This window comes from Picosynechococcus sp. PCC 8807, assembly GCF_001693295.1.
Classification (GTDB): domain Bacteria; phylum Cyanobacteriota; class Cyanobacteriia; order Cyanobacteriales; family MRBY01; genus MRBY01.
Window position 1 is genome coordinate 2738366 of the sequence record NZ_CP016483.1, and the last position, 15565, is coordinate 2753930.

The following is a 15565-nucleotide window of genomic DNA, read 5'->3' on the forward strand; positions in this document are numbered from 1 at the left end:
GGCCGCATACTACAATATTTCCCTGGGAATCCTTTTGTACCAGAACAGCACTCTAGCCCCAGGGACTCAATGCTCAAGCTCTTTAAACGCTACGAAAAATTAATGATTCAAATCTTGCTGGCGATGATGGCGATCGCCATTGGCTTAGCAACCCTGGATTTTGGCTGGTTCCTGTTCCAAAGTATTGCCGCCCCCCCAATACTGTTGTTAAACGCCGACCAACTGCTAGAAGTTTTTAGTCTCTTTATGCTGATCATTATCGGCATCGAACTTTTAGAGAGCATTATCAACACCTATCTTTCTAAGGGACGCCCCCATTTTGAGGTGGTTTTATCCGTCGCCATTATTGCGATCGCCCGGAAGGTAATTATCCTAGACATCAAAACCACCGATAGCGTGAGTTTATTCGGCATTGCCGCAATTATTCTTTCCCTGACGGTGGGCTATTACTTCATGAAGCAAAGCCACCCCGAAGATGGGTATTCCCCCGACCTAGATCCGACCAAAGACCAAAAACCGCCCCAGTAGCGTTCTCAAACATTGAACACGGAGCGGTAATTGACGCTATTTAGAGATTTCACTCAAACAAAATTAGCCGGACAAACTATAGACCGTTGGCCTGGAGAGGCGCATCTTCAACCTTGACCCGGTGGGTGGTGAGCACCATGCCATCACTGCGTACCACCAGGGCCGAGTACCACATATCTCCCGCTTCGGTGGGGGCTTCTACCCGTTTAAAAATGCCGCCAGCAGGCAGAATATCCAGGTCAAAGGCCTCCGGATTCGTGTAGGTGCTACTGGTAATCGGTTCTTCGAGGGCACCCCCCAATAAAATTTCTTCTCCCAAGGGATCCTGCACAATCACATCAAAGCCAAAATCAGCGGCAGGGGCAACGGTTTCTGGGATCAAGACTTTCAAGGCGGGGGGATTGTCGCCACTGGTGAGGGTTGACGCTTCAGACAAAATATCTTGGCTAATCAGTTTGTCCCCTTGGAATGTCTGTTGGGAACGGATTGTACTTTCATAATGAACCCAGCGGCCTGCTTGTTTCTTGAGGCCCCGCACTTGGGTTTCGGTTTCGGCCACGAGGCGATCGCCTGTTTGTTCCCAATTGAGGAGCTTGGTGTTGTAGCTCAGGCGGGGATACTCTTCCCAGAGTTGCGTTAACAAGTCCTGGAGATCCGTCTTGGTTAGCCCGTCGCTGTGGGTGAAATTCTCACCATAAAAATTTAAGAGTTGTTCTAGTTGTTGGTCATTGGCGGCTTGGTCAATGTCTACCAAAAGATCCGTGAGGGAAGCTGGGGCAGTGGCCGGAGTGCGGGCCTCGCTGCGTAAACCAAATCCCAGGGTTAAAACTCCCGTGGCGATCGCCATGCCAAAAAACCGTTGCCAAGATTGCCAGTAGCCCATAAAATTTCGATCACTCCTTCAAGCGGACAAGTTCCCATCAGTTGATCAGAACGTGTAATCTATTCTAGAACCTGAGACGAAAAACGACTGAAATTGTGGCAAAGGCAGCGACCCGAATCTTGATGGCGGCCAGTGGTACCGGGGGACATCTTTTTCCGGCCCTGGCGGTGGCAGAAAAATTAACGGACTGTGAGATTGAATGGTTGGGGGTACGCGATCGCCTCGAAACGGATTTAGTACCTAATCAATATCGCCGTCACGCGGTCACGGCCAAGGGACTCCAGGGCAACCCCCTCCAAAAGCTAGCCAATGGTTTGCAGTTGCTCGCGTCTATTTTTCAAACCTACAAAATTTTGGGCGATCGCCAGATTGATCTTGTCTTTACCACCGGGGGATATATTGCCGCTCCAGCAATCCTGGCAGCGCGACTGCGACGAATTCCGGTGATCCTCCACGAGTCGAATGTGCTTCCTGGTAAAGTGACCCGCCTGTTGGGGCAATATGCCACCGCTGTGATTGTAGGCTTTCAGGAGTCGGCCCAATATTTACCCAAAGCAAAAACCATTCACCTCGGCACCCCAGTGCGAGCCGAATTTCTCACGCCCCAACCCCTAGAGTTAGATCTTCCAGGCGATCGCCCCTTGATTTTGGCGATGGGAGGCTCCCAGGGGGCCGTGGGGATTAATCAATTGGTGCGTCAATGTGCGGGCCGCTGGCTCGAAGCCGGAGCCTCGATCGTTCACATCACCGGGAAAAACGACCCTGACGTTGGCCAGTTCCAAGCCGAAAACTATCTCACCTTACCCTTTGTTGAGAATATTGCTCCCCTCCTGCAACGGGCGGACGTGGTGATTAGTCGCTCTGGGGCCAGCGCCCTGACGGAATTAACTATTACCAAAACGCCAGCCATTCTGATTCCCTATCCCTACGCCGCCGAGGATCACCAAACCCTTAATGCTCAGGTTTTTGCGAAACACGAAGCTGCACTGTTAGCACCCCAGGCTGAATTAACCCCTGAATCCCTCACAGCGATGGTCTTGGGTCTATTGGAAGCACCGGGAAAACGGGAGGCGATCGCCGCCAATGTCGCTGCCCTAGGGATGCCGGAGAGTGCCGAAAAAATTGCTTATTTCCTGCGTACTACTCTGCGTTTGTAGGGGTTTCAAGATTCGGATCATCCGGTTGCGTCGGTAGAGGTTCACGGTTTAACAGCCAGTTCAAACCAAAGGCCGCCAGGACTAACATCAGAAGAATCGCTACTAAACTCACCAAAATTAAGGTGAACTGGGACAGACTATTTTCCGCCTCTGGTTCCGACGCCAGTTCCGCCTCAAGGGTTGTGTCTAGGGCCAGATCCGGGGGGACAAATTCCGGCTCAAAGTCTTCAGGGGCGGGAGCCGTTTCAAGTTCTGGGGCCTGGGTGAAGGTGTCCGTTGTGAAGCGGTAGAAGGCGATCGCCGCCGTAATGTTATCTTCAGGATTTTTGGCGATCGCCTTCTCAATCAAGCTCTGGAGCAGGGCCGCCGGGGGCAAATGACCCTGGATAATCACCGGGGCGAAGGTCTGCCAATGGGACTCTAAAAATTGCTGGTCACTCAGGCCATCGGAACAGACCACCAACACCCCATCTTCAGCGAACACGAAGCGGCGAATCACAGGATGGAGGCGATCACCCCCTTTAATCCCTAGGGCTTGGGTGAGGGCCATGTGATCGGGGCGCTGTGACCCTTGACGATAAATAGCCCGGCCCGCCTGGACTTCCCGACTGAGCACATCATCGTCCACCGTCAAGCAAATGCATTGTTCCCTGGTGAGCCAATAGGCCCGGCTGTCCCCCACCTGGGCAATGTAGAGTTCGTGGCTGTGGCTATCCTGGAGTTCGTCGGCCCTGGGTCTTTGGGGTACCTGGAGGGCAAGGGTTAGAGTAGTGGCCATGCGATCGCCCCCTGTGCGTCCTTCTTGATCGTTACGTTCGGCGATCAAGTTATTTGTAATGCGAATGTAGGCCGCTAGCTGTTGTTCGATGACCGCCGGGGGCACCACTTCATCGGTATCAAATAGCCCTTGGAAGAAACCTGTCAGTTGCAACTTGAGGGATTGAATTGCCAACTGACTCGCTACTTCACCTTGGCCATGGCCTTCAACGCCATCACACACCATTAGTAAATGATCACTCAAGGCCAGGGTTGCCGTAGGGGGAGCGGCTAAATCCTGGGTCGTGGGGTAGTGGGCATCTTGGTTGCTTGTGGGGAGTTTTCCCTGGTCGGTGGCACTGGCGATCGCCATTTGCAGATGTTGCTGGCTCGACTGCTCTAAAAGGAGCTGATTTAACCGGGGCAAAATAATCTCTAGATCTGCATCCGCTTCGCTGAAACTCTCAATCATTTCTGTCAGCATTGCTTGGACTGGCGGCGTGCTTTCGGCCAGGAGCGATCGCCAGGGCGTTACTAAGGCCCCTAAGGTGACAGGCGCACCAGGGGGATCGGCCAATAATTCCATCAGTCGGAGTCGCCAACCATCGACCCGGATATTTTCTAACGGCAAAAGGCTAGTGCCCATGGCCACGGCTGCCAAATCTTCCCAGAGATCAAGCATTTGCCATAGCCAATTTAACTGTTGCAGCGGGGAAGCATCGGCCCAAACCGATCCTAGGGCAGGCAGCAGTTCCCCTTGATTGTTAATTGGGATGTTGTCGAGGAGTAAAATTTCTCCTTCTGGGAGAGACAAAATATCGTAAATGCGGGGCAAGTGCAGTTGACGGGAATATAATTTGCCATAGCGTTGGGCCAGGTCATTGGGGGCTGTGCAGTCTGGTGGTGCTTCGGGCTTGGTGTCTTGCCAAATTTGCGGTGCAACCACCCAGTAGCGATCGCCGACGAGATCCGCTGCCTGAAAGGTTAACGCCAAGGAACCCGATGCTCGGAGATAAGGAAGAGTAATAGACATAAACTTTAGAAAACAGTACAGCGCACAAACAGCCCAGGCCCAGTAGTCAAGCTATGATGAAGTCAGCGGTCAATGGTACGGAGGCCATCCCTGATCGAATTATATGGCGAAAAATCCCCAGTATTAGGGTCTCGGTGAATGCTCAATCCTTTAATGGTCTGGTTAATTATTGGCGCGGTGCTTTGCTCCCTAGAGTTTATTTTTCCCACCGCCTTCATGGAGTTTATGCTAGGGCTTGGGGCCGTGGCCGTGGCTGTCATTGTGTATCTCATTCCGAGCCTAGATCCCAATGTGCAGATTTTTCTATGGCTGCTGTTTTCGACCATCGCCATTGTGAGTTCCCGCCGTTTTTTTACCCCCAAAACTTCCATTCGCACCCTCAGTGATGCTGCCGATGCCGAAACCCTAACGGCGATCGCCCCCGGTGAACCTGGCCGCGTTTTGTACGAAGGCAACTCCTGGCGCGCCCGCTGTGCCGACGAAACCGTCACCATCGATCCCCACCAAACCGTTTATGTACTACGTCGGGAGGGCACAACCTTGATTGTGATGCCCCGGCATCTCCTTGAACCCTAGACCAATGTCCCAAACCCAGAAGAGGTTTAGTTAAGCTCAGTTAACCTATAAGCAATTCTATAATTTGAGAAGTTTTTCACCGATAAAATACATTTAGATTGCAGCTTTTTTCCGACACCATTTCTTACCGCTCTAGCCATATCTATGTACCAGTCCCTTGCTGCCCTATGTGCCGCTTTGATGTTAACGGGCATTGTCTATGTCCTCGTAAAACATGATCAAAAAATCGCGATGCGGCAACAGGACTATCGCTACATTATTTTTGGTTGTATCCTGTTAGCTTTAGGACGTTGGTTATCTTTTTTGCAATTCTCCCAATACCTCGGTACCCAGTGGCAATCTTTAGGAACGGTCTGGCAGTTCGGTGAGCGATTTATTAGTGAAGGTGTTGGGCTGATCTTCGTTGGCGTTGGACTGGTGCGGTGGTTGCCAACCTTATCGACGTCCCAGCGGCGGGCCTCTGCCTACAGACAGACCAGTGAAGCTTTAGAATCCGAACGTAATATTCTGCAAGGATTATTTAATAGCCTCCAAGGCGCGTTGTTCGTCTGTGATGGTGCCGGCAAATTCATCCGTTGGAACCGCTTCTATCAAGAAGTGCTCGGTTTTAGTGATGCAGAGATGTCTCGCCTCAAGGCGATCGAGACAATCATGCCCGAAGATCGAGAGTTTGTGCAGCAACAGTTACTAGAAGTTTTTAATCAAGGCTATGCGGAAGGGGAATTTCGAGTCCGGACAAAACAGGGTAATACATTAAGACTATATGGCTTTGCGTCTCGGGTTGAGCTCGATCTCGATCAAAATGCTTCGGGATTTACGGGCATTGCCATTGATATTTCTGCCCTTAAGCAGGTTGAAGCGGAACTCCGCCGCTCTCAACGGTCTTTGCAGATGCACAATTGCTTTTTGACCCTGGCCCATGCCCTCACCCAGCGTTTACATAGTTCCCTCGAAATTGAAGATATCGCCCGGGAAACTACCGCAACGCTGCATCAACATTATGCGGAAACTTGTATCGGCTTTTATTTATTAGAGGGTACAACTTTTGAAGATGGTCTCTTGAGGCTACAGAGCCATGCGGGTTTTTCGTCGGAAAGGCGCGTTGCTCTCAATCAACTCACAGCCAACCATCGTCTTTTTCGCTATGCTTTGCAGGACAAAACGCTCCAAATTTTAGACGCTGCGGAGTTGGCTTGTTTTTGTGATGATCTCAGTCCCCAAAGTGTTGCCTTGGGTAATGCAGCGAAGGTGTTGACGATTCCTTTGGTTTTCCATGAACAACAGTTTGGCTTGTTGTTGATGCTATTCGAGGAAGACAAAACCTTAGCTTCCTATGAAGTTGATACCCTCCGCGCCCTGGGTCAATCGATTTCTTTGGCGATCGCCAATGCCCACCATTTCAAAGAACTGCGTTACCAGGCCCGGTACGATAGCCTGACCACCATTGGCAATCGCAATCTATTCCACGACACAATTCAAGAATGGTTAAATACCCCCTCTTTGGGGTATGAGTTAATCATTGTGATGCTCATTGACCTAGATCGTTTCAAGGATCTCAATGACACCCTGGGCCACAAGCTTGGGAATACCTTTCTGCAACAGATTGCCCTGCGTTTGCTCTCGGCCCTCAGTCCCTACCAGGGGATCGTCTGTCGTTTGGGGGGCGATGAATTTGCCGTTGCTTGTCCGATGATGCACAGTGAATGGGAAGAAGCCTGCCAGCATGCGGTGGAACTAGCCGATATTTTGCAGGCGGCGATTAAGCAACCCTTTGTCACGGCGGGCAATGTGATTCATATTACGGCGAGCCTGGGGATTGCGATGTTCCCCAACCACGGTACAGACAGCCACGCCGCCCTCCGCAGTGCCGAAGTTGCGATGTATGCGGCAAAACAAAAACGCACGACCTATGAGATTTACCACGAAGATATTGACTACTACACACCGCGACGGCTCGCCATCTTGTCTAGCCTGGGGAAACCGAGCGCCCGCCAACAATTCTTTTTGTGCTATCAACCTAAGTTTGATCTCCGGCAAAAAAGACTCATCGGCGTAGAGGCGTTGGCCCGTTGGCACCACCCCACATTTGGGCTGATTTCCCCCGCCGAATTTGTCCCCCTCGCGGAACAAAGCGATGCAATCCACGCGCTGACCTACTGGATTTGGGAAGAAGCTTTCCAACAAAAAAAAGTCTGGCAAGACGAAGGCCTTGATTTGGCGATCGCCTTAAATTTATCCGCCTGTAGCCTGCTCGATCCAAACTGTCTCACCACCTTTGAAGCCCTGCTCCAGCAATACGAGATCATCCCTGCACAGGTTGAACTCGAAATTACCGAAACCGCCCTCATGAGTGACCCCCGCTATGCCCTAGAGCTATTACAATGCTTCGCTAATCTGGGCGTGCATTTATCCATTGATGACTTTGGTACTGGGTATTCTTCCCTGAGTTATTTACAGCGGTTTCCGGTTCATGCCCTAAAAATTGATCAATCCTTTGTGGTGGATATGCTCACCAACGAACAGAGCCTGGTGATTGTCCGCTCGACGATTAATTTAGCCCACAGCCTCGGCCTAGAAGTGGTGGCAGAAGGGGTCGAGAATCAGGCCATCCTGGATTTACTCAAAGAAATGGGGTGTGACATAGCCCAAGGATATTTTCTCGGGCGTCCCCAAAGGGCCGAACAGGTCCATCGCTTCTCCGCTGAAGGCCTCAAGCGAGTTGTTTAGAAAGACACTACTTGGGCTTGCCGAAAACCTGAAAAATAAAGTGGTGAAATGTAAACTTTTTCGACTTTCTTGTAGCCACCACGACAGGCACGCCGTCCCAAAGAGATATATTGTTACAATAACTTAAAGAAAATACCAGTAAATTTAATTTGTATCAGCTATGGGTCGTGTTGGGGTCTTATTACTTAACCTAGGTGGGCCAGACAAATTAGAGGATGTCCGTCCTTTTTTATTTAATTTGTTTGCTGACCCCGAAATTATTCGTTTACCCGCGCCATGGATGCAAAAGCCGCTTGCTTGGCTCATTTCCACGCTCCGGGCCGGCAAATCCCAAGAAAACTATAAAGAAATTGGCGGTGGTTCGCCCCTCCGACAAATCACCGAAGCCCAGGGGACAGCTCTCGCCCAAAAGTTGGCGGAGTGGGGTCAAGAGGTCAAAGTTTATGTGGGGATGCGCTACTGGCACCCCTTCACCGAAGAGGCGATCGCCGAAATCAAAAAAGACGACCTTGATCAGCTTGTGGTATTGCCACTCTATCCCCAGTTTTCCATCAGTACTAGCGGGTCTAGCTTCCGGGTACTCGAAGAAATGTGGCGCACCGACAAAGACCTCAATCAACTCGATTACACCCTCATTCCCTCCTGGTATGACCATCCCCAGTACATTGCTGCGATGGTCGATCTCATTCGCCAGGAACTGGATCAATTCGAACATCCTGACCAGGCTCACATTTTCTTTAGTGCCCATGGTGTCCCCCAAAGCTATGTCGAAGAAGCAGGGGATCCTTACCAGCGAGAAATCGAAGAATGCACCAAGTTAATCATGGAAGCCCTTGGTCGTCCCAATGACTACACCCTGGCCTACCAAAGTCGTGTTGGCCCTGTGGAATGGCTCCAACCCTACACCGAAGATTCCCTCATTGCCCTGGGCGAAAAAGGCGTCAAAGATCTAGTCGTCATCCCCATTAGTTTCGTGTCTGAGCACATTGAAACCCTCCAGGAAATTGACATCGAATACCGTGAGGTAGCCGAGGAAGCTGGCATTGAAAATTTCCGCCGCGTTCCGGCTCTGAATACTCATCCATTGTTCATCGAATCTTTGGCGAACTTGGTCACCGATTCCCTCGAACAATGTCCTCGCACCTTTGGTCAGGTCACCCACCCCAAAGAAAATATGAAAATGTATCCCCAAGAATTGTCCTGGGGCATGAATACCAGCGCCGAGGTCTTAAATGGCCGCCTCGCCATGATCGGCTTTTTGGCGCTGTTGTTGGAGTTGATTAGTGGCCAAGGCCCGCTCCATTTTGTTGGCATTATGTAAATAACATCCCCTAGCTCCCCCTTTCAAAGGGGGATTTTTGTTAAATGACGCGCTCGTTACCGCCATCAAGGGGAATTTGGGCGGCGGTTGTTTTAGCGAATAGATCACTGCAAAGGGTTACGGCACATTCGGAGACGTCTTGGCTGGTGATTTCCACCTGGAGGAGGTTGTTTTTCTTGTAATCCTCAATGGTCAGACCGTAGGCTTTGGCGCGTTTTTCGAGGACTTCGGGCGTCCAAATCCCTGTGTCAAAGACGGCATTGGGATGGACGGTATTGATCCGAATCCCGTCTGAACTCCATTCGAGGGCGGCCACCCGTGCCAGTTGGTTGAGGGCAGCTTTAGAAACGGAATAGGCGGCGACGCCTTGACCTGGAGCAGCAACATTTTTCGAGCCAATGAGCGCAACCCGACCCCCTTTCGGTGCCAGTTTCAGGAAAGGATGGCATTCCCGCAGCAGAACCAAATTGCTGTCGAGATTAATGTCGAGTACCTGTCGCCAGTGGTCGGTGGGGAGATTGGCGATCGCCTGACTGGGGGGGAAAATACCGGCATTGAGGATTACCAGATCCAAGCCGCCAAAATACTGGACAGCTTGCGCTAGGGCGTTTTTGAGTTGGGTTTCGTCGGTGAGATCGCAGGTCAGACCCAAGAAATCAGGGCGATCGCAGAGGGTTTCAATGGCGGGGTTGATATCCAGAGCTACCACTGCAGCACCTCGTTTGAGGAGAGATTCAACGCAGGCTTTGCCAATGCCAGAGGCGGCCCCTGTCACCAGGGCAATCTCGCCGGTAAATTCTGGTGGATTGCCGCCTTTTTTCAGTTTGGCTTGCTCTAGATCCCAATATTCCATATCAAAAATATCTTTTTGGGACAGGGCTTGGTAGCGACTGAGCTGTTCAGCGCGGGAAATAATTTCGATGGTGTGGCGATAGATATCCGCGACAATGTTGGCGGCTTTGGCGGTTTGGCCGACGGTAATTAAACCCAAGTCCGGATCGAGGATTACCCTGGGGGCTGGATCGAGCATGGTTTTGGGTTCCTTGGCTTGGGGCGCTTGGTTGGTGAAATAGGCTTTGTAAGCGGCGGCAAATCCTTGCACATCGCGGCCAATTAGGGGCACAGGTTTGGTGCGGATCACATGGTCGGGAGTGGCGGGATTTTGTTGGGAAATGCGCCCTAAGTCTTCCCGCTGGGTAAAGTTCAAAATTTCCGGGCGGCGATCGCCTTTGAGAATGACCGGGAAACCTGCCACCTGGGAAACGTCGTAACGGAGTTGGGCTAGGGTTTTCGCGATGGGAGTGTCACTGGTTTTTACAGAACGTTGGGGAATCTGCCAAGCCCCTTGCTGCTGGAGATAGGTTTCTGCTTCCTGGACAAGGGCAATCATCCGCTCGTAGGATTCTTTGGCCGTCGCCCCAAAGGAGAAAATCCCGTGGTTTAACAAAATCATCCCCTCGGTTTGGGCGTGGGCGGCGGCGGCAAATTTTTCGGCACAAAGGCGAGCGAGGTCAAACCCCGGCATGATATAGGGAATAATCACCAGGCGATCGCCATAAATTTCTTTGATTCGCTCCAGTCCCTCCGGTGTGTTGGTAATTGTCACAATCGCGTCGGCATGGGTGTGATCGACATATTTGTAGGGCAAAATCGCGTGTAGAATCGTTTCTACCGAAGGGGTCGGGGCGGTGGCGACGGTCATTTGGGTCTTTAGTTCGTTGACCATCTGGGGGTCACTTAGGCTGGGTAATTGCGCCAATTTCAACAAATGCTGCATCCGCACTGGGGCAAAACCGGCTGCTTCGATGGTCGCCAAATCCCAACCGCTCCCTTTGACGTAGAGGATTTCTTCTGTTTCGCCGACTAGGTTCGTTTCCGTGACCTTGACAGAGGTATTACCACCGCCATGGAGTACCAAAGAGGGATCTCGCCCTAACAAACGCGATGTGTAAACCCGCAGGGCCAAATCCCCCTGGTAGGTGGCTGCTTCTTGATCATTCCAAAGGCTTTTCATATACTGAGTTCCGCTAAATTACACAGTACAAATCTTAGGCCGCTTCGGGTTGCAGAGCTAAAATTTACGGTGCTAAGCGTTGCCGCTGCCAAGTGCGATCGCCTTGTAAGGTAAACACAAGCCGGTCATGGAGCCGACTGGGACGTCCTTGCCAAAATTCAATTTTTTCGGGCTTCACCAAAAAGCCGCCCCAATGGTCTGGCCGGGGAATCTCTTTATCGGCGTACTCGGCTTCGAGGTCTTTGAAGCGCTGTTCGAGGACTTCCCGATTGGCGATCGCCTGACTTTGGGCAGAGGCCCAGGCCCCAATTTGGGATTTCCGGGGGCGGCTGGCGAAATATTCATCGGAGCGTTCAGGAGGCAGTTTTTCGACGGTGCCTTCGATGCGTACTTGTCTTTCTAGGGGTTCCCACCAAAAGACCAAAGCCGCATATTGGGTTCCTGTTAGTTCCAAACCCTTTTGGCTGGTGTAGTTCGTAAAAAATGTAAACCCTGCTTCACTAAAATCTTTTAAAAGCACAACCCGTGAACTGGGTTTCCCGTCAGGGCCGACGGAGCTGAGAACCATCGCATTGGGTTCACGAATTTCATCAATTTCCGTTGCCTGTTGGAACCAAGTGGCGAATTGCACCATGGGGTCATTACTCACATCATCTTCATGGAGACCCGCTTTGGTGTAATTTTGGCGGAGATTGGCAACGTGCATAATCATCGGCGGCACCAACGAACTAACGGTAATGAACTCAAAGGACAGAACAAAAGTCGCTTTGTATTGTAGTGGAATTTTTTTGCAGATGTTGGCCCTAAAAACTAACCACCACTGACGGGAGGAATCAGAACCACCTCATCGCCCTCCTGGAGCACTGTTTCCGGGGAGACAAATTCTAAATTCACGCCAAAGCGGGTGACGGCCTGCCATTCTGCCAAACTGGGATGTTCACTGAGAATGCGCTGGAAAACGTCCATAACCGTACTGCCAGGGGCAACTTGCCAATGTAAAACTTCGGTGCCGTAGGTTTCCTGGTAGATTGCGAAGAGCTTAATGATGATTTGGAGCGGGGCAGACATTGAATGTTTTCGGGTGAGGGGGAGTTGTGAGGACATTTTCAGAGGATCATAGCGGTGTTGTTGGGGTTTCGCCAAAGGAATCACGCTGACAGGATTTTTTTGGGGTATCCTTGGGTTAAATTTCGCCTCCTTCCAGATAACAACCATCGATGAATCTCCTTGAGTGCTACAAAATTTTAGGGTTACGGGTTGATGCAGAGCTGGAAGCAGTGAAGGCGGCCTATCGTCGTTTAGCGCGGCAATGTCACCCGGATGTAAATCGTGGCGATCGCCAAGCGGAATACAAATTCATCCAGATTACCCAAGCCTACAAAGTCCTAGCAGAAATCCACCGTTCCCCGGACAAACAAACCTGGCTCCCATCCCCAGAACCACAGCAGCCCTCAGGGAGGGCGATCCTTTCTCCTCTAGATCAGCGGCTGAAGTGGGAAAGTTACCAACGGCTCCAGGACTGCCTACAACAACAGCGCTATGCTAGGGCGATCGCCTTAATGGAAGGTCTAGCCCAGCGGCTCCCTCAGGATCTAGAGGTGCGCCAATGGCAAGGGATCACTTATCTCAGTTGGGGCCGCCATTTACTCCAACAGGGGCAAAACCACAAAGCCCGCACCTATCTCCACAAAGCACTCCTGGCTGACCCCCACAACCGCAAGCTACGCCAACGGGTAGAGGAACTTTTGCAAACTATTTTGATTCCCGCCATCTGAAAACTGGCCTGGTTGGTTAGGTTTCAACATATTGGGCGATCGCCTTCAGGAAGCGCACCGGGTGAAACGGTTTTGTGAAGTAATCATTGGCACCGAGATCCTGGGCTTTCTGGCGGTGGAGATCGTTATCGCGGGAGGTGAGCATTACGAAGGGTAAGTGATCCCATTGGCTTTGGCCCCGCACCATTTGCAAGAGGGTAAAGCCATCATAACCAGGCATTTCCAGGTCACAAATTGCGAGATCAAAGGTTTGTTTTGAGCGGTTGAGGAGGTTCCAGGCCTCTTTGCCATCCCGGCACTGCTGCACCTGATAGCCGACTTGATTTAACAGTTTATTGAGGGTACGGCGGACAGCAACAGAGTCATCAATGACCAAAATCGTCGGTTGGCGCTTGGGTTGTTCAGGGGTGGGACTGGATGCTTGGGGTTGCTCTGGGCTGGCCAAGAGTTGCTCAAAGGCATCGGGTAAAAGCACCGGAATCACTTCCCCGGAACCCAACACGGTACACCCCGCAACGTAGGGAGGATAGGCCACGGTATTGTCTAGGGATTTCAGCACCAGTTCCCGCTCCCCAAGGATTTCATCCACGGCGATCGCCAAAGATTTTTTCCCCTGACGCACGATCAGACCGATGGTGGGCGCTGGCCGCTGTTCCGGGGGCAAGAGGAGATTGCTTTGGGGATAGGGCAGCAGTTGATCGAGGGCGTGGAGTTTAAGGGGGGTGCCCTGCCAATCAAGAAATTCTGGATACTCTAAATTGTCTTTGTTAACCAGCGAGAGCACAGCCTGGACAGTCACCGAAGGAAAGGCGATCGCCTGTTGCTGGCAGCGGCAGAGGAGTAACGGCAAAATATTAAAGCTCAGGGGAATGCGGATCGTAAATTTTGTCCCCTGGTGCCGCTCACTACTGGCGGTAATGGTGCCCTTGAGTTGGGCCAGTTCGAGGCGGACAATATCCAGGCCTAAACCCCGACCGGAGAGATCGCTGACGGTGTCCCTCGTCGAAAAGCCTGGGGCAAATAGATATTCAAGGATTTCGGCTTCGGTCGGTTGGTGATTGGGCGCACAAAGTCCCTTGGCGATCGCCTTTTGTTGCACCCGGTCTAAATCAATGCCCCGGCCATCGTCTTGCACCAAAATTTCCACCATATTGCCCCGCAATTGTGCACTGAGGCGAATGGTTCCCGTCTCGGTTTTTTGGGCTTGGCGGCGTTCCTGGGGCGGTTCAATGCCATGGTCAAAGGCATTCCGGATTAGGTGGGTCAGGGGCGTGCGCAATTGTTCCAAAATTGCTTGATCCACCAAAACCTGTTCGCCCTCAATCACGAGCTGTGCCATCTGGGGGTAGCGTTTACTCAAGGTCTCCAAGGACTGACGGAAACGGCGTGCCAAGTTGCCAAAGGGCATCAGGCGCGATTGAGTCAGATCCTGGTTGAGATACTCTAACTGTTGCCGCACCCCTTCTAAAGATTCTTGGAACTCCCACCGCATTAGTTCCAAATCTTCCTGGATCTCCTGCACCTGTACCATCAGTTCCTGGAACTGCTGGAGTTGGGAATGGGCCTGGGTGTATTGGTCAAAGTGGAGGGTGTCAAATTCCGTGTGGGTCGCAGTGGCCAATTCTAAGGACGGTTTCTGGCTGCCACCATTTTGGCCTGAACCAGCGGTAGCCACAGCCAATTTATCGTAGAGGGCCGTTACTTCATCACGGATCGGGTTGAGTTGCTGGGTTCTTTTTTTAAGATTGCGGCTGGCCCGGAGGAGTTGATCTTGGTGCCGGGTGAGCTTTTCGTAGCCAATGAACAGTTCCCCGACAGCATTCCCCATGCGGTTGAGTTGCTGGATCGGCATCCGAATTTGCAGGCTAGAGGTTTGTTTGGGAGCAGGTTTTGGCGTGGCATTAACCGGCGTGGCAGGAACTGGATCGGGACTGGGGTCAGCCTCGGCTGGGATCTCAAGTTTTGGTGGTTCTGGAACGCTTAGGAGAGCTTGGAATGATTCGCTAATCTTGGCCTCATCAGGGTTGGTTAGGTATGCCTGGGTCAGACGACGGATTTCGGCGATCGCCCCTTGGCTGAGGGTAACGGAATCAATGGCCGCACTATCTAGGGCCGTTTGGATCAGGGTGGCAATGGCCTTCAGCCAGGGAACCCCAAGGGCATCCCCTAGGAGGCGGCATTCTTCTTCGAGGGTTTTGAGTTGGCGGGCGGCACTGCGGGGGGTGGGATCGTGGGTGAGGAGTTTTTCGAGGCGCTGCACACAGGCTTCGAGATCCACCTTGAGGGCGGTGGCGACAAATTTACTGGGGGCATTACCAGCAGGAGCAATGGCTTCGGGTGCAGGGGTCTGGGCCTGACCGAGAAATTCTTGGAGGGAGATCGCCATTTGTGCGGCCCCCGGACTGTCCCCTGGGTGGTTGTCGTCCCGGGCTGCCAAGTCGAGGCAATGTTGCACCTCTTCCATGGCGAGGCTGATCAAATCCAGTGCAGTCTGTTCTTCTTTAATCCGGCCGGCGGCGATCGCCTCTAAGAGATCCTCCATCTGGTGGGCTAGGTTGTGCAGGGTCGATAATTCTGCGATGCCAGCGCCCCCTTTGATGGAATGGGCAGCGCGCACCAAATCTTGGTATAGCTTTGCCTGATCGTGGCCTGCGGGTTGTTGGAGTTCTGCTTGCAACAGCCCCATACTTTGGTGGAACAACTCAACAAAATCCGGGGCATCTTCCAGCAAAAAGCAGTGGCGGGCTTCGAGGGCGATCGCCTTTAAACTAGCAGCATCCAACATGGCAAAGATA

The 15565-nt window shown here is 52.0% G+C and carries 12 protein-coding genes; 6 read left to right on the forward strand and 6 right to left on the reverse strand.

Annotation, left to right across the window (positions count from 1 at the left end; genetic code table 11):
- Nucleotides 1-69: 69 nt before the first annotated feature.
- Nucleotides 70-528: a phosphate-starvation-inducible PsiE family protein gene (locus AWQ24_RS13165; RefSeq protein WP_030007941.1), complete on the forward strand. Its 459-nt coding sequence runs from the start codon at nt 70-72 to the stop codon at nt 526-528.
- A gap of 76 nt (nt 529-604) precedes the next feature.
- Here AWQ24_RS13165 and AWQ24_RS13170 read toward each other — a convergent pair whose 3' ends face one another.
- Entirely contained in the window at nt 605-1411 is an 807-nt protein-coding gene (locus AWQ24_RS13170; protein WP_065717075.1) for a hypothetical protein, read from the reverse strand.
- Nucleotides 1412-1506: 95 nt separating this feature from the next.
- On the opposite strand from AWQ24_RS13170, the gene murG reads away from it, so the two are divergent.
- Nucleotides 1507-2568 carry an undecaprenyldiphospho-muramoylpentapeptide beta-N-acetylglucosaminyltransferase gene (gene murG, locus AWQ24_RS13175; protein WP_198161477.1) on the forward strand — a complete coding sequence of 354 codons (1062 nt, stop codon included), beginning with the start codon at nt 1507-1509 and terminating at the stop codon, nt 2566-2568.
- Here murG and AWQ24_RS13180 read toward each other — a convergent pair.
- Nucleotides 2552-4357, reverse strand: coding sequence for a protein phosphatase 2C domain-containing protein (locus AWQ24_RS13180; protein ID WP_065717077.1), 1806 nt, complete (start codon nt 4355-4357; stop codon nt 2552-2554). The genes murG and AWQ24_RS13180 overlap by 17 nt on opposite strands.
- A gap of 138 nt (nt 4358-4495) precedes the next feature.
- On the opposite strand from AWQ24_RS13180, the gene AWQ24_RS13185 reads away from it, so the two are divergent.
- The 3 genes from AWQ24_RS13185 (at nt 4496) to hemH (ending at nt 8981) form a co-directional block, all read left to right on the forward strand.
- Nucleotides 4496-4933 carry an NfeD family protein gene (locus tag AWQ24_RS13185; RefSeq protein WP_065717078.1) on the forward strand — a complete coding sequence of 146 codons (438 nt, stop codon included), beginning with the start codon at nt 4496-4498 and terminating at the stop codon, nt 4931-4933.
- A gap of 144 nt (nt 4934-5077) precedes the next feature.
- Nucleotides 5078-7660 carry an EAL domain-containing protein gene (locus AWQ24_RS13190; protein WP_065717079.1) on the forward strand — a complete coding sequence of 861 codons (2583 nt, stop codon included), beginning with the start codon at nt 5078-5080 and terminating at the stop codon, nt 7658-7660.
- Nucleotides 7661-7820: 160 nt separating this feature from the next.
- Complete coding sequence (gene hemH / locus AWQ24_RS13195) at nt 7821-8981, forward strand: ferrochelatase (protein WP_065717080.1); 1161 nt, start codon at nt 7821-7823, stop codon at nt 8979-8981.
- Nucleotides 8982-9021: 40 nt separating this feature from the next.
- Here the strand turns inward: hemH and AWQ24_RS13200 are convergent, their stop codons facing one another.
- From AWQ24_RS13200 to AWQ24_RS13210, 3 genes are all read right to left on the reverse strand, one after another.
- Complete coding sequence (locus AWQ24_RS13200) at nt 9022-10995, reverse strand: bifunctional aldolase/short-chain dehydrogenase (RefSeq protein ID WP_065717081.1); 1974 nt, start codon at nt 10993-10995, stop codon at nt 9022-9024.
- A gap of 64 nt (nt 10996-11059) precedes the next feature.
- Entirely contained in the window at nt 11060-11707 is a 648-nt protein-coding gene (gene pdxH / locus AWQ24_RS13205; RefSeq protein WP_030007949.1) for a pyridoxamine 5'-phosphate oxidase, read from the reverse strand.
- 98 nt (nt 11708-11805) lie between these two features.
- Complete coding sequence (locus AWQ24_RS13210; RefSeq protein ID WP_065717390.1) at nt 11806-12063, reverse strand: MoaD/ThiS family protein; 258 nt, start codon at nt 12061-12063, stop codon at nt 11806-11808.
- A 149-nt stretch (nt 12064-12212) separates the two neighbouring features.
- Between AWQ24_RS13210 and AWQ24_RS13215 the strand changes: the two genes are divergently transcribed.
- The gene (locus AWQ24_RS13215) at nt 12213-12770 is read left to right on the forward strand and encodes a J domain-containing protein (protein ID WP_065717082.1); all 558 of its coding nucleotides are present in this window, start codon (nt 12213-12215) and stop codon (nt 12768-12770) included.
- A 16-nt stretch (nt 12771-12786) separates the two neighbouring features.
- Here AWQ24_RS13215 and AWQ24_RS13220 read toward each other — a convergent pair whose 3' ends face one another.
- A complete protein-coding gene (locus AWQ24_RS13220) occupies nt 12787-15555 on the reverse strand; it encodes a response regulator (protein WP_065717083.1) in 2769 nt (922 codons plus the stop codon).
- Nucleotides 15556-15565 lie beyond the last annotated feature (10 nt).